Source organism: Pedobacter insulae, assembly GCF_900113525.1.
Taxonomy (GTDB): domain Bacteria; phylum Bacteroidota; class Bacteroidia; order Sphingobacteriales; family Sphingobacteriaceae; genus Pedobacter; species Pedobacter insulae.
On sequence record NZ_FOPP01000005.1, the window covers coordinates 64,564 to 78,302 of the forward strand.

General features: G+C 38.4%; 17 protein-coding genes. 11 read left to right on the forward strand and 6 right to left on the reverse strand.

The genetic code is table 11. The features are described 5' to 3' along the window. Positions 1-138 precede the first annotated feature (138 nt). Positions 139-1,827 (forward strand): protein-disulfide reductase DsbD family protein, encoded by a 1,689-nt coding sequence (locus tag BM207_RS09770; RefSeq protein ID WP_090993461.1) that lies wholly within the window; start codon positions 139-141, stop codon positions 1,825-1,827. 7 nt (positions 1,828-1,834) lie between these two features. Next, a complete protein-coding gene (pfkA, locus tag BM207_RS09775) occupies positions 1,835-2,818 on the forward strand; it encodes a 6-phosphofructokinase (protein WP_090993463.1) in 984 nt (327 codons plus the stop codon). 47 nt (positions 2,819-2,865) lie between these two features. Here the strand turns inward: pfkA and BM207_RS09780 are convergent, their stop codons facing one another. The 4 genes from BM207_RS09780 to BM207_RS09795 are packed head-to-tail and all read right to left on the reverse strand — an operon-like array spanning position 2,866 to position 5,265. Then, positions 2,866-3,189 (reverse strand): heavy metal-binding domain-containing protein, encoded by a 324-nt coding sequence (locus BM207_RS09780; protein ID WP_090993465.1) that lies wholly within the window; start codon positions 3,187-3,189, stop codon positions 2,866-2,868. Positions 3,190-3,243: 54 nt separating this feature from the next. Further along, positions 3,244-4,089 carry an acyl-CoA thioester hydrolase/BAAT C-terminal domain-containing protein gene (locus BM207_RS09785; protein ID WP_090993467.1) on the reverse strand — a complete coding sequence of 282 codons (846 nt, stop codon included), beginning with the start codon at positions 4,087-4,089 and terminating at the stop codon, positions 3,244-3,246. Between the two features lie 59 nt (positions 4,090-4,148). Beyond that, the gene (locus tag BM207_RS09790) at positions 4,149-4,718 is read right to left on the reverse strand and encodes a Crp/Fnr family transcriptional regulator (RefSeq protein ID WP_090993468.1); all 570 of its coding nucleotides are present in this window, start codon (positions 4,716-4,718) and stop codon (positions 4,149-4,151) included. Positions 4,719-4,746: 28 nt separating this feature from the next. Next, entirely contained in the window at positions 4,747-5,265 is a 519-nt protein-coding gene (locus tag BM207_RS09795) for a 5' nucleotidase, NT5C type (RefSeq protein ID WP_090993926.1), read from the reverse strand. 139 nt (positions 5,266-5,404) lie between these two features. On the opposite strand from BM207_RS09795, the gene BM207_RS09800 reads away from it, so the two are divergent. From BM207_RS09800 to BM207_RS09840, 9 genes are all read left to right on the forward strand, one after another. Then, complete coding sequence (locus BM207_RS09800) at positions 5,405-6,058, forward strand: 30S ribosomal protein S16 (RefSeq protein ID WP_090993469.1); 654 nt, start codon at positions 5,405-5,407, stop codon at positions 6,056-6,058. Between the two features lie 240 nt (positions 6,059-6,298). Then, entirely contained in the window at positions 6,299-6,826 is a 528-nt protein-coding gene (rimM, locus tag BM207_RS09805; RefSeq protein ID WP_090993471.1) for a ribosome maturation factor RimM, read from the forward strand. Between the two features lie 5 nt (positions 6,827-6,831). Then, positions 6,832-7,464 carry a hypothetical protein gene (locus BM207_RS09810; RefSeq protein ID WP_090993473.1) on the forward strand — a complete coding sequence of 211 codons (633 nt, stop codon included), beginning with the start codon at positions 6,832-6,834 and terminating at the stop codon, positions 7,462-7,464. A gap of 155 nt (positions 7,465-7,619) precedes the next feature. Next, positions 7,620-8,504, forward strand: coding sequence for a hypothetical protein (locus BM207_RS09815; RefSeq protein ID WP_090993475.1), 885 nt, complete (start codon positions 7,620-7,622; stop codon positions 8,502-8,504). Next, positions 8,494-8,694, forward strand: coding sequence for a helix-turn-helix transcriptional regulator (locus BM207_RS09820; RefSeq protein ID WP_090993477.1), 201 nt, complete (start codon positions 8,494-8,496; stop codon positions 8,692-8,694). The genes BM207_RS09815 and BM207_RS09820 overlap by 11 nt, the downstream gene beginning before the upstream one ends. 107 nt (positions 8,695-8,801) lie before the next feature. Further along, complete coding sequence (gene trmD, locus BM207_RS09825) at positions 8,802-9,476, forward strand: tRNA (guanosine(37)-N1)-methyltransferase TrmD (RefSeq protein WP_090993479.1); 675 nt, start codon at positions 8,802-8,804, stop codon at positions 9,474-9,476. Between the two features lie 126 nt (positions 9,477-9,602). Beyond that, positions 9,603-9,950 carry a 50S ribosomal protein L19 gene (gene rplS, locus BM207_RS09830; RefSeq protein WP_055133060.1) on the forward strand — a complete coding sequence of 116 codons (348 nt, stop codon included), beginning with the start codon at positions 9,603-9,605 and terminating at the stop codon, positions 9,948-9,950. Positions 9,951-10,079: 129 nt separating this feature from the next. Then, the gene (locus tag BM207_RS09835) at positions 10,080-11,306 is read left to right on the forward strand and encodes a Glu/Leu/Phe/Val dehydrogenase dimerization domain-containing protein (RefSeq protein WP_090993481.1); all 1,227 of its coding nucleotides are present in this window, start codon (positions 10,080-10,082) and stop codon (positions 11,304-11,306) included. Between the two features lie 5 nt (positions 11,307-11,311). After that, positions 11,312-12,442, forward strand: coding sequence for a mechanosensitive ion channel family protein (locus BM207_RS09840; protein WP_177217098.1), 1,131 nt, complete (start codon positions 11,312-11,314; stop codon positions 12,440-12,442). 48 nt (positions 12,443-12,490) lie between these two features. Here the strand turns inward: BM207_RS09840 and BM207_RS09845 are convergent, their stop codons facing one another. Continuing rightward, on the reverse strand, positions 12,491-13,147 hold the full coding sequence (locus BM207_RS09845; RefSeq protein ID WP_090993483.1) for a phosphatidylserine decarboxylase family protein: 657 nt from the start codon (positions 13,145-13,147) through the stop codon (positions 12,491-12,493). A gap of 52 nt (positions 13,148-13,199) precedes the next feature. Beyond that, positions 13,200-13,736, reverse strand: a complete 537-nt coding sequence (hpt, locus tag BM207_RS09850) for a hypoxanthine phosphoribosyltransferase (protein WP_090993485.1) — start codon at positions 13,734-13,736, stop codon at positions 13,200-13,202. Positions 13,737-13,739: the final 3 nt, after the last annotated feature.

Consider the following 13,739-nt stretch of genomic DNA (forward strand, 5'->3'; position numbering starts at 1 on the left):
AGTAGGTATGAAGTAGGCTATATACTTACTTCATAAAAACCGTAAAGCTGTAAAATTGACCTTCACTTAACCTAGCAAAGTGTTAAATTATAAAATAATCATTAATTTCACCCTCTTATTTAAAAAAGTACCATCAGAATGAAACGAATTATCATTTTAATTTTCTTAGTAGGCTTTTTTTTGAGCTTTACAACTGAGAAAAGCTTTGCACTAAGTGTACAAACAGATACGACTACTGCAATTCCAGACGACTTAGAGTTTACAACTGTTGGTAGTGAAGAAGACAGCCTCGCAAACGACTCTATCGCAAAGACTGAAAGTATAAAAACAGATACTGCTAATGCTGTAACACCGATAGCGGGCATAACCGCTGACGCCTCCAGAACGCTGTGGCAAACGTTTATGGAAGGTCTTCTGGGTGGTTTTCTTGCTTTTTTGATGCCCTGCATTTTCCCCATGGTGCCTCTTACAGTAAGCTATTTTACCAAGAGGGCAGGCAGTAAACAGAAAGGAATTGGTCAGGCAATTATATACGGCCTTTCCATTATTGTGATATATGTAGCCGTGGGCTTATTAATCACGCTGCTTTTTGGTTCTGCTAAACTAAATGAGTTAAGTAGCAGTGGCACCTTCAATATCTTTTTCTTTGCCTTGCTCGTGGTATTTGCCGTCTCGTTTTTTGGGGCATTCGAAATTACGTTACCTAGTGCTTTTGTAAATAAAATAGATGCCAAGGCCGACAATAGTAAAGGCCTGGGAGGCATATTCTTTATGGCCGCGTCATTGGCATTGGTTTCATTCTCCTGTACAGGTCCCATTATTGGAACTTTATTAGTACAGGCAAGCGAAAAAGGGGATGTGTTAGCCCCTGCCATTGGCATGTTTGGCTTTGCATTAGCGCTAGCTTTACCATTTACATTATCTGCAATATTTCCTGGGTTTTTAAACAGCATGCCTAAATCTGGAGGTTGGTTAAACAGTGTAAAAGTTTGCCTGGGCTTTTTAGAATTGGCTTTAGCATTAAAATTCTTATCATCGGCAGATTTAGTTTGGCATTGGAACTGGTTCGACAGGGAAGTTTTCCTTGCACTTTGGATCGTTATATTCGTGTTGATGGGATTCTACTTGTTAGGCAAGCTGAAATTTTCGCATGATAGCCCGCTAGCCTTCATAAGTGTTCCCCGTTTATTATTTGCAACGGTTTCTTTTGCTTTTGCTGTATATATGGTGCCGGGCTTATGGGGAGCGCCAGTGAGTGTTTTAAGCGGTTTAGCCCCACCCATGAACACACAGGATTTTGTGTTGGGGGGACCATCTGCCCAGTCGGGGCCGGTTGATACAACCTTTCCTAAAAAAGTAAAGTATAGTGAAAAGATACATGCCCCAAAAGGCTTTAATGTATTTTTCGATTTAGACGAAGGGGTGGAATATGCAAAGAAGGTTAACAAACCGATTATGCTAGATTTCACGGGATGGTCTTGCGTAAATTGCCGAAAAATGGAAGACCATGTTTGGGTAAAACCTGAAGTTGGTAACCTTATTAAGGAGAAATATGTATTAATCCAACTCTATGTAGACGAACGTACAATAGAAATGCCTGAAAATAAAGTTCATTATTCGAAATATCTAAAAGGAAAGACAACCGATTTGGGTAAATGGAATCAAGATTTCCAGGCAACTAGGTATAAAGCGAATTCGCAACCTTATTATGTACTTACGGATCATTCATTAAATCCTCTGGTTCCGCCAGTTGGGGCTATTTTGGATGATGACAAGGCTTATGTAGCGTTTTTACAAAGTGGTATAGATAAATTTAAGCCACTATAATATAATAATGAGTTCAATTAAAAATATAGGGGTTTTAACCTCGGGGGGCGATTCGCCCGGAATGAATGCAGCTATTCGGGCTGTAGTAAGAGCAAGTATATACCATAATTTAAAAGTTACCGGCATTCTAAGAGGCTACGAAGGGTTAATTCAGGCCGATTTTATCCCCATGGATGGGCAATCCGTAGCCAACATTATTCAACGTGGGGGAACCATTCTAAAAACCGCCAGATGTGATGCTTTTCGAACTAAGGAAGGAAGAGAGCTAGCCCATAAAAATCTGGTGGAAAGTGATATTGATGCGCTGGTTGTGATAGGTGGAGATGGAACGTTTACAGGTGCTGATTTATTTTCGAGTGAATTTGACTTTCCGATCATTGGTTTACCCGGCACGATAGACAATGATTTAGCTGGGACAGATTTTACGATCGGTTACGACACAGCGATCAATACCGTAGTTAATGCAGTAGATAAGATTAGGGATACCGCCGAATCACACGATCGTTTATTTATTGTGGAAGTAATGGGCCGTGATTCGGGACTAATTGCTTTGCGAAGTGGCATTGGTGTAGGCGCGGAGGCTATTATGATTCCTGAAGCTAAAATGGGCGTTGACGACCTTATTTGTCGCTTAGAAACGGGCCGTAAAGACAAAGCATCGAAAATTATCATTGTTGCCGAGGGTGATGAGGCCGGAGGTGCTTATGTAGTTGGCGAAGCATTAAAAGAAAAATTTCCCAAGTCAGACATTCGTATCTCCGTATTAGGGCATATTCAGCGGGGGGGAAAACCAAGTTGCATGGATCGCGTTTTAGCCAGCCGTTTTGGAGTGGCTGCAGTTGAAGGATTGTTAGCAGGCAAAACCGATGTCATGGTAGGCCAAATTAACCGTGAAATTGTGTTTACGCCTTTTTCACAAAGTATTAAACACATCGATGCAAAGGCAATTAGCCCTACTTGGTTAAGATTGGTAGAAATTTTATCATTATAGTGTCACCCATTAGCTAATTAGCAAAATGCTAATTAGCTAATTTCATTTTAGTCTTCCAGTACTACCGCTGTTCCGGTTGCCGTTACCATGAGCATACTTCCACCACTACCAACGGTTTCGTAATCCAAGTCTACTCCTATTACCGCATTTGCACCCATTGACGAAGCGTACTGTTGCATTTCATTTAAAGCGGTGTTCTTGCCTTCGCGTAAAACTTGCTCATAAGAGCCTGATCTTCCGCCTACGATGTCGCGGATGCCTGCAAATAAATCTTTAAAAATATTGGCTCCAATAATCGTTTCGCCGCTAACAAGGCCTATGTACTTAACAATTCTTTTGCCTTCTATGGTGTTTGTGGTTGTAACTAACATAATTTTTAGGTTTTATATTTCGATGCAGATTGTAGAGAAATGTTACAAAAGTACTTAAAGTGGGGGGAAATTTTTTTCCAAGAAATCAAACACTAAATCAAAATGTTTAAGCGGTTCGGCGTGACCTCCTTCAATAGCAATATGTTGATAATTCGCACTGAATTGCTTTGCGCTAAGTCGTTGCATCATTTTGTCGGCCATTTGTTGCGAGGGACAGATCTCATCTTTGGTGGCAGAAAGTAAAAAGACCGGTCCGTTAATCTTTTCTACTTTAATGATAGCCCTTTGCTCTGCTAAGCTATCCTTTAACATTGTTTGAAATGTTGCCCGTAAATCTCCTTTCATTAAAGCAGGAACACTTTCTTCATTTACTGGTACAAATGGCAGTTCCTTCCCTTTAAAAGACCATGCAGAAGTAGAGAAATGATTGGTATGTCCGGGGAAGGCAACATGGCTCCCGACTACGCTAATCACACACTTGATGTCTTTATAGTAGCTTCCCAAAAGTAAGGCCAGATCGCCACCACGAGAACCTCCAATAATTGCAGTTCGCTGCGCATTCACCAGCAAATTTTGCTGTGCCTTTACGATGACTGCATGTACGTTTTCAAGCTCAATTTTATTTAAGGTATCCGGTGCTCCTTCACTTGCAAAGTAACCGATCGCTAAAAAAGCATAACCTTTCTCAATAAACTGGTCCCTTATTTTTTTCCAATAATCGCTTGCCCACGCATTACCCCCTTCTGAGCCACCTAATCCTACAATTAAAGGCTGTCTCTTCCCCTCTCCTAAAAATAATTGAGCATTTACACCAGGGCTCTTTATTTGCTGGGCCTGGGCAATTGAGGTGAAAGAAATAAATAAGATGGTAAAAAATAGCTGGTTAATTTTGTTCTTCATAATTGATTTGATTTTGAACCAAATATGGACTTCATTACCTGAAACTAATTTGATTTAAATCAAAAAGATTTACCTGCTCTAACCCTACTTAATGTTTCTTGGGTAATTCCCAGGTAGGAAGCAACCATTCCCAATGGGATACGATGATAAATGGCTTTGTAAAAGGAACAGAAATGTTCGTATTTTTCTTTCGCAGTGGTAAAGCGCATTGATTCGATCCGTTCTAAAATCTGTCCAAAGACGGAGCCCATTGATAAGCGGGCATAACGTTCCATTTCCGGGAAATGATCAAATAGGTATCCTAAATTTCCAATATCGATTCCAAATACCAGGGTATCTTCGATGGCGTCGATGTAATAATGGTCCAAACGTCGCTGCATAAAACTTCGAGGAGAATTTGTCCACTCTCCATTACTGCAAAAGTATTCACTTACTTCTTTCCCCTCTTTATAAAAGTAGGTTCTTAAAATACCTTGTTGAATAAAGTAACTGTGGTTATATACTTTTTCAGCATCATGAACTAGCTCGCCCTTTTTAAAAGACCTTATTTGTATTCTTTTGGTAATCTCAACCGTAAGCTCGTCGCTCAGTTTAATATAACGGCTAAAATGTTCAAGGATTTGCTCCATAGGCTAAATTCTAAAAATCTAAATAGTTTTACAATAACTTCTCAAGCACTTGATGCCAGTTATCAACCCGCTCATATTGTGTTAATAAAAGATTATGTGGAGAGGTAAATAGCAAGGTTCTTCCTTTAAAATTGATAAAATTCTTCGCTCTGTCATCGATCATTACATCGGTGTTCACAATTTTCTCACCACAGAAAATAATATTCTTCCAGCCAATAAAGGGAAAATGTTCTGCTAGCCAATGATATTTGTCTTCCAAGGAGTTGGGAAATTCCATTGCTGCCGAAACTATGTAAACTTCATGCTGCTCTTGAAGCCTTTTAAGGGCTTCAACTGCCCCTTCGATCACTGGCAAATCTCTGAAAAAACCCTTAGCATTGATATAATCAAACCATTTATCATTAATATGTTCGGGCACATGATGATAAATTTCATTACCCGCATGAATCTTAAGGTCGAGCGGAATTCCGTAATCACGGTGATAAAGTTGGATGAATTTGTGAATTGGGTCTGCCAAAACCTCATCCATATCTATAGCTATTTTCATGTTTACAAAGGTAGTTAAAAGCTGAAACACTAGCATTTACTAAACCTAATTTGCAAATCATGAAGCATTTGCTTACTTTTGCATCCCCGCAAGCACGAAGCTCCGGGAACTATGTTGAATACATAAACTTAATACAGAAATGGCAACTAAAATCAGATTGCAAAGATTCGGTAAAAAAGGCAAGCCTTTTTTCCACGTGGTAGTAGCGGATTCTCGCTCTCCAAGAGATGGTAAATTTATTGAGCGTTTAGGTTCTTATAACCCAAATACCAATCCTGCTACTATTGAAATTAACTTCGAAAAAACGTTAGACTGGGTAAACAAAGGTGCTGAACCTACGGATACTGCTCGCGCTATTCTTTCTTACAAAGGTGTTTTATACAAGAAACACTTACAAGGTGGTGTTAAAAAAGGCGCTTTAACAACTGAACAAGCTGATGCAAAATTTGCAGCTTGGTTAGAAGCTAAAGGCGGTCAAATCGAAGGCAAAAAAGACAGCTTAAATGCAACTAAAGGTGAAGCTAAAAAAGCTGCCCTAGCTGCTGAAGCTAAGAAAAATGCAGACCGCGGTGCTGCTATTGCATTGAAAAATGCACCAGTAGTGGAAGAGGTTGTAGAAGAAGAAGTAGTTGCTGAAGAAGCTCCTGCTGTTGAAGCTGCAACTGAAGAAGTAGCGGTAGAAGAAACTCCAGCTGTTGAAGAAACTGTTGCGGTTGCTGAAGAGGCTCCTGTTGCAGAAGAAACACCTGCTGCTGAGGCTTCAACTGAAGAAGAAACAAAAGAAGAAGCTTAATCTAAAGATTTTGCTTTAATTTTATTATAGCGTTCTGATTATTCAGAGCGCTATTTTTTTTACTTATATTTATTAACGTCGCATCATTGCGAGCGTAGCGAAGCACGAACCAACGCAATCCGTTTATATTAAGCTGCGTCATTGCGAGGAACGAAGCAATCTCACTACTATGGGTGGTGAAGCAACACGTTTTAAGATTGCTTCGTTCCTCGCAATGATGACTTGCAAAAGATTTGATTTATGAAACACGAAGAAGCATTTTATATCGGCTACATCACCAAAACAAAAGGTTTAAAAGGAGAAGTTCAATTGTTTTTTGAATTTGATGCTTATGAGGACTTAGATTTTGACGTTCTTTTTGCCGACATTAACGGCAAAATGGTTCCTTTTTTTGTGGCCTCACATAAATTATATCCAAATAGTACCGGCTTATTTTATTTTGACGACATAGATCATATCGACAAAGCCCAGGCTTTAGTTAAAAAGAAAATCTATCTTCCGCTAACAAAAATGCCCGAGCGCGGAGAAGATGACTTTACCTACGATGATTTAAAAGGCTTTATCGTTACAGATGAAACTCATGGGGAGCTTGGTAAGATTATTGCCATCAATGAATATCCCCAACAATTTGTGGCTACTGTACTTTATAAAGAAAAGGAAATATTGTTTCCGTTAAATGAAGATATGATCGTGGAAATTGATGAGGAGGAAAAAACACTGCTGGTTGATTTACCAGAAGGATTATTGGATATTTACTTATTAAGCTAAAAGCTATGAAAAATCTATTTTTTTTTATTTCAACAATGTTAATCCTCAGCAGCTGCGGAAATAACAAAAAAGAGGCAAAAACGGTGTCCAAAGATACCGCCGAAGTTGTGAATGCTCCTGAAACAACAGGGCTAACCCAACAAGATTCAATTAAAGCGACAGCCCGACAGATTCTAGTGCTTTTAAAAGAAAACAATATTCCCGAGCTAACGAAATACTTCTCTAACAATGGTGTGCTTTTTTCTCCCTACGGCCATATAGATACTATAAAAAGTAAAAAATTACACTCCGCCGATTTACTCGCTGCCATAAATAATAAATGGATATTAACATGGGGAAACTACGATGGCACTGGCGAACCCATTAAATTAACAGTGCCTGCTTACCTAAAAAAATTTGCCTATAGCGCCGATTACTTAAATGCTGAAGCGGTTGGTTATGATGAATTAATTAAGGAGGGAAATTCGCTTAATAATATCAAAGAAATTTACCCCAATCATCACTTTGTAGATTATCATTTTAGCGGCTTTGATCAAAAGTATGAAGGGATGGACTGGACAAGCTTACGTCTGGTCTTTGAAAAGCAAAACGGAGAGTATTGCTTAGTTGCTGTGATACACGACCAATGGACGGTTTAACTCTTAATTTTATTGTGTTGATTTACAGCTTTTTGTAAACTATTTTATTCTTTTTGTCAATTTTACTTGACATATACGTAAACTTTGTTTTACATTTGTTCAAGCAAACTTGATGCGCGCTCATGGATTTGCCATTAACTTAAAAGAATAAAAAAATGAAAAGCAAATACTTATTTCCAGCATGGTGTAGCTTGTTTGGCTACCTATTAACCATCCCAGGCTTTGTACTGGGCTATCTTAATGTAATGAAAAATTTTGAAATCTCCGGTTTCGGTTTTAAAATGCGAGAAAAAGATGGGTTTTTTCAAAAGGGTTTTGAAAATTTCACAAATGAACTATGCGTGTTCTTAGTCGTAATCGGTTTGATTTTAATCGCCTTCTCCAAAAGTAAAAACGAAGATGAACTGAATGCCAAACTTAGGCTTAATGCTCTTTACTGGGCGATTATGATTTATTATGGATTTTATTTTATATGGGTGTTCCTTACTGTCATTATTGGAGAAATTCCATTTTTTAGCGGACACATGGGAGAACTTAATTTATTTACCCCCTTGTTAATCTTCATTTTTAGATTTTATTACCTTAAACATATAAAGAATGAAAGCTATTTAATTAGCGAACCAAAGTTCTTGCCACATCAACCATTTAAAAGGATCGGCATTATTATGTCGCTCACCTGTTTAATTGGACTTATTGTTGGTTTAGCCATAGATTTGCAAAGCGATGTGAAAGACTCGGCGCTGGCTATCATTTATGCAGGCCTTATAATTGGGCTTTTATTATGGGCTTTTTCCAAAAACAAAATAGAAGATGAAATGGTGATGCAGCACCGACTTGAGAGTTTACAAATGGCAGTTTATTTAAATTATGGATTAATTTTAATCGGTACATTATTACTTTATTCCCTCAGTTACTTATACTTTTTGCTATATGCTGAGTTTTCTTTGCTTTTATACTTTGTGCTGAGGATGGAGTATGTTAACTATAAGAATGTAAGGTTATTGAACAGAATTGAAGGAGGGATTTCTTATGAAGAATAATTTAAGGGTACAACGTGCCATCAAAAATATAACACAGGCCGAACTTGCCGATTTAATACAAGTTTCTCGTCAAACAATTAATACCATAGAATCGGGAAAGTATGTTCCATCAACGGTGTTGGCTTTAAAGATGGCGAAAGTATTTGGCGTCAATGTTGAAGAAATATTCGATTTAGAAGAGGGAGACTAGTTCATACAAAATAGTAAAAAACCTTTTACACTAGTCTCGAATTCGAGACTAGCCTACCACTTTGACAATCTTTAAAGATTGTCAAAGTACATGCTTATCTTTGTCCCATGCGTTTCGATATCATCTCCGTTTTACCCGACCTGTTAACCAGTCCTTTTGCACATTCTATTTTACAACGTGCACAAAAGAAAGGGATAGCCGAAATTGTGGTGCACAACTTAAGAGACTACGCAACTAATAAACAAAAAAGTGTTGACGACTACCCATATGGTGGAGGCAGCGGCATGATCATGTCTATCCCGCCATTTGCCGCTTGTATTGAAAAACTTAAAAGCGAACGGGATTATGACGAGGTGATCTTTATGAGCCCTGATGGTGAGACACTAAACCAGACAATTGCCAATCAGCTATCCATCAAAAAAAACATCATCATTTTATGCGGCCATTACAAAGGAATAGATCAGCGTATTCGTGATATTTTTGTAACCCGTGAAATTTCTATTGGCGATTATGTGCTATCTGGCGGCGAATTGCCCGCAGCTGTGGTAGTTGATGCTGTAGTTCGATTAATCCCAGGAGTATTAAATGATGAGACCTCTGCCCTTTCGGATAGCTTTCAGGGAGAGTTGTTAGATGCCCCGAATTACACGCGTCCGGCCGATTGGCAAGGCCACAGGGTGCCTGATGTGTTGTTAAGCGGGCATGAAGCTAAGATTAACGATTGGCGACATGAAGAAGCTCTAAAACGTACGCAGGAGCGCAGACCTGATTTACTTAAATAATGTGGAAAACCTGCTTCTTGTTAAAAAATAAATTATTTTCCCTAAACCCTTTTATTTTTAAAATAAAATTCCTAATATTGCAGTCCGATTTTAAACAACAAAAAATCGGCTTAACAGCTTAAAATCATGGATTTAGTAAAATTTGTAGAAGAGCAGGTAATCGCGAAAAATGAGTTTCCTTCTTTCAAATCAGGAGATACAGTGAGTGTTCACTATAAAATTCGCGAAGGTAATAAAGAACGTATTCAAATTTATCAAGGTGTTGTTATTCAACGTAACAGCGCTGGTGCAAATGAAACGTTTACTGTTCGTAAAATGAGTAATGGTGTTGGTGTAGAGCGTATCTTCCCAATTAATTCTCCAAACATTGATAAAGTAGAAGTTAATAGTCACGGTAAAGTGCGTAGAGCTAAATTGTTCTACTTACGTGAATTAACTGGTAAAGCTGCTCGTATCAAGTCTTTAAGAAAATAATATTTCTTTTTAAAAAATATAACCTTCACGATATTCATCGTGGAGGTTTTTTTGTTTATATCTTTGCCCCACCAAATATAAAAAGGCAATGAAATGCATTACTCATTGTCGCTAAAATAAACGAACAACATGAAAGACCTGTTAAAGAAATACGAAGAAAAACAACCAGAAATTGTTTTTGAATGGAAAGACAAAGAATCGGAAGCCGAAGGCTGGGTAGTTATTAATTCATTACGTGGAGGTGCTGCCGGCGGCGGCACGCGTATGCGCAAAGGATTAGATAAACGAGAAGTTGAATCGCTCGCAAAAACAATGGAAGTAAAATTTACCGTTTCAGGTCCCCCGATAGGTGGCGCAAAATCGGGAATTAACTTCGATCCGGCAGACCCCCGTAAAAAAGAGGTGCTGGAAAGATGGTATAAAGCAGTAATGCCGCTATTAAAGAGTTATTATGGAACTGGGGGCGATTTAAACATCGATGAAATCCACGAAGTTATTCCAATTACAGAAGGCTATGGCCTATGGCATCCACAGGAAGGTGTAATTAATGGACACTACCAAGCGAGAGAAAATGAACGCATTCACCAAATTGGCCAATTACGCTATGGTGTTTCAAAAGTGTTGGAAGACTTGGAGTATACGCCAGATATTAAAAGAAAATATAAAGTGGCCGACATGATTACAGGCTATGGCGTTGCCGAATCAATTAAGCATTATTATCAAATTTGGGGAGGCAACATAGAAGGCAAGAAAGCAATTATCCAAGGCTGGGGAAATGTTGCAGCAGCAGCCGGATATTACCTTGCTCAAAATGGTGTTAAAATAGTAGGAATCATAGACCGCGTTGGGGGCTTAATTAAGCCAGAAGGTTTTACGGAAAGAGAAATAAAAACTCTTTTTAATGATAGAATAAACAACACTTTAATTGCCGACAACCTGATTCCTTTTGAAGAAGCCAGTGAAAAAGTCTGGAATGTTGGCGCAGAAATTTTCGTGCCCGCAGCTTCTTCCAGGTTAGTACAACAAGCCGAGGTCGATAAAATGATAGCCGGTGGATTAGAAGTAATTGCTTGCGGTGCAAATGTACCTTTTGCCGATAAGGAGATTTTCTTTGGAAGTATAATGGAACACGCAGATAATCATGTAGCCGTAATACCTGATTTCATTGCAAACTGCGGAATGGCAAGAGTTTTTGCCTACCTTATGCAACGCAACGTAGAAATGAGTGATGATGCGATCTTCTCTGATGCCTCAGCAGTAATAGAAAACGCTTTGAAAGCAGTACATAAAGTATCAGAAAAAAGAACAAATTTATCTAGCACAGCATTTGAAATCGCACTAAAGCAATTGGTATAATTTAAATGGATCAGCAATTCTTTAAACAGGTATTTTGGGGTAACACCTTACAGGCATATTTTATGTTTGCCATCATTATTTTATTAGGCCTTGTGTTCAAAAGGATTGTTTCCCGATTTTTGAGCCACCTGCTTTTTAAATTGTTTAGAAAATTTGCTGACGAAATAACGTTTGAGGCTTTTGTTGCGCTCTTGCTAAAACCGTTTGAGTTCTTTATCACTGTTTCGTCGATATATTTAGCGATTAACCAATTAAAACATCCGCTAGAAGTCGTCCTTTTCCATTATCACAAAACCATTGAGAAGGTTAAGATTATACAAGGCTTCACTTTAGGGGAGTTGCTAGACAAGCTTTTTCTCTTCTTGATTATCCTTTCGGTATTCTGGATCTTTTTGAGAATAATAGATTTCGTAGCACACGTATTCATGTATAAGGCCGCAAAATCGGCAAATAAAGCAGATGACCAATTGGTGCCTTTTTTAAAAGAACTTTTTAAGTTCTTCGTTTATTTTATTGGGTTCTTTGTTTTGCTTGGTTACGTATTTGAAGTAAACGCTTTAAGCTTAATTACTGGATTGGGCATTGGGGGTATCGCAATCGCCTTAGCCGCTAAAGAAAGCCTGGAGAATTTAATCGGTTCGTTTACAATCTTCATCGACAAGCCATTTACCGTAGGCGATTTGGTCAAAGTAGATGGCGTAGAGGGCACGATAGAGAAGGTTGGCTTTAGAAGCACGATTATAAGAAGTACAGACAAGACAACTATTATTATTCCGAATAGGGCAATGATAGATGGCGTGTTAGAAAATTTAACCCGTAGAAACTATCGACGGGTTAAATTTAATATCGGGGTAACCTACGAAACAAGTTCTGAAACGATCAAGACCATTATTGCTGAGATTAACACCTTTTTAAACGCTCACCCACACACTTCAGACAATACGGTTACGTTTGACAGTTTTGGTGATTCAGCGTTAAATATCCAAGTTTTGTATCTTGTTGAAAATATTGATTATAGCGAGTACCTCAAAATAAAGGAAGAGGTAAACTTCAAGATAATTGAGTATGTAAATCAATATGGGTCTGAGTTTGCCTACCCAACGCAAAGAACGGTAACAGATAAAAAAAAGGAGTAAGCAAATAGTTGTGCCACTTCCGTTCCCTGCAATGAAGCTTAACGATTATTACAATTCCGCCAATACCGTAATTCCACCTTTAACCACTTGTCCGAGAACCAATTTAACGTCCGTTCCAACTGGGAGGAAAATATCTACTCTTGAGCCAAATTTAATGAAGCCAAATTGCTCGGTTTGTACAACCTGATCGCCTTCTTTAATATACCAAACAATTCTTCGGGCAAGCGCTCCAGCAATTTGCCTGAATAAAATCGGCGTTCCGGTTGCGTGCTCTACTACGGTTGTTGTACGCTCATTCTCTGTACTAGATTTTGGATTCCAAGCGGCCAAGTATTTACCTGGGTGATATTTGAAAAACTTTACAACCCCCGAAATAGGGTTCCTATTGATATGCACATTCACTGGCGACATAAATATCGAAACCTGTAAACGCTTATCTTTGAAATACTCTCCCTCTTCTGTTTCTTCGATAACCACCACTTTTCCATCGGCCGGACAAATCACCAAATTGTCACCACTGGTAAAAACACGACTAGGATTCCTAAAAAATTGTAAAACCGTAACGAATAACGCAAAGGATAAAATATAAACAAACCAACGAAGCCATAGTATATCCGAAAACTTATACTCAACCAAGGCGTTGATTACGAAAATGAATAAGACAGAAATTGCTATGGTGGTATAGCCCTCTTTATGAATAGTCATGGAGTTTTAATTTAATTCGCCACAAAATTGCTAAAAAAAAAGGAGATTTATCTTAAACCGCCCTATAAATATCCTTCAAATTTCTACCCAAGTCATTATAATCTAACCCATAACCCACTACAAATTCATTAGGGATTTCGAAGCCAACATAGGTCAACTCGGGAATTGGCGACTTTAATGCCATTGGTTTAAATAACAAACTACAAACCTGAACAGAAGCAGGGTTTTGAGCTTTTACTTTCTCAAGGATATACTCCAGTGTTAAACCTGTATCAACAATGTCTTCAATAATAAGCACATCTCTGTTCTCCAAGCCATCAGGAAGTCCGAACGCCTCTTTGATCGATCCCGAACTCTCGGTGCCTTCGTAGGATTTTATACGGATAAAGCCAATCTCGCATGCAATATGGACTTCTTTTAACAAATCGGCCATAAAAACAAAACTGCCATTTAAAACCCCGATTAAAATAGGGCAGCGATTTTCGTAATCCACATTCAGTTGAATTCCTATTAAGCGTATTCTTTTGCTAATGGTTTCATTCTCTAGAAAGATCTCAAAACTTTTACCATCCACTTGAATTTTATTCATCAT

Bases quoted from the DNA above. Each gene is read 5' to 3' on its own strand.
- BM207_RS09820 (WP_090993477.1), top strand. From the start codon at position 8,494: ATGAAGAATAATTTAAGGGTACAACGTGCCATCAAAAATATAACACAG.
- BM207_RS09790 (WP_090993468.1), bottom strand. From the start codon at position 4,718: ATGGAGCAAATCCTTGAACATTTTAGCCGTTATATTAAACTGAGCGAC.
- rplS (WP_055133060.1), top strand. From the start codon at position 9,603: ATGGATTTAGTAAAATTTGTAGAAGAGCAGGTAATCGCGAAAAATGAG.
- BM207_RS09810 (WP_090993473.1), top strand. From the start codon at position 6,832: ATGAAAAATCTATTTTTTTTTATTTCAACAATGTTAATCCTCAGCAGC.
- BM207_RS09780 (WP_090993465.1), bottom strand. From the start codon at position 3,189: ATGTTAGTTACAACCACAAACACCATAGAAGGCAAAAGAATTGTTAAG.
- BM207_RS09835 (WP_090993481.1), top strand. From the start codon at position 10,080: ATGAAAGACCTGTTAAAGAAATACGAAGAAAAACAACCAGAAATTGTT.
- BM207_RS09785 (WP_090993467.1), bottom strand. From the start codon at position 4,089: ATGAAGAACAAAATTAACCAGCTATTTTTTACCATCTTATTTATTTCT.
- BM207_RS09815 (WP_090993475.1), top strand. From the start codon at position 7,620: ATGAAAAGCAAATACTTATTTCCAGCATGGTGTAGCTTGTTTGGCTAC.
- BM207_RS09795 (WP_090993926.1), bottom strand. From the start codon at position 5,265: ATGAAAATAGCTATAGATATGGATGAGGTTTTGGCAGACCCAATTCAC.
- BM207_RS09840 (WP_177217098.1), top strand. From the start codon at position 11,312: ATGGATCAGCAATTCTTTAAACAGGTATTTTGGGGTAACACCTTACAG.
- trmD (WP_090993479.1), top strand. From the start codon at position 8,802: ATGCGTTTCGATATCATCTCCGTTTTACCCGACCTGTTAACCAGTCCT.
- BM207_RS09770 (WP_090993461.1), top strand. From the start codon at position 139: ATGAAACGAATTATCATTTTAATTTTCTTAGTAGGCTTTTTTTTGAGC.
- BM207_RS09845 (WP_090993483.1), bottom strand. From the start codon at position 13,147: ATGACTATTCATAAAGAGGGCTATACCACCATAGCAATTTCTGTCTTA.
- rimM (WP_090993471.1), top strand. From the start codon at position 6,299: ATGAAACACGAAGAAGCATTTTATATCGGCTACATCACCAAAACAAAA.
- pfkA (WP_090993463.1), top strand. From the start codon at position 1,835: ATGAGTTCAATTAAAAATATAGGGGTTTTAACCTCGGGGGGCGATTCG.
- hpt (WP_090993485.1), bottom strand. From the start codon at position 13,736: ATGAATAAAATTCAAGTGGATGGTAAAAGTTTTGAGATCTTTCTAGAG.
- BM207_RS09800 (WP_090993469.1), top strand. From the start codon at position 5,405: ATGGCAACTAAAATCAGATTGCAAAGATTCGGTAAAAAAGGCAAGCCT.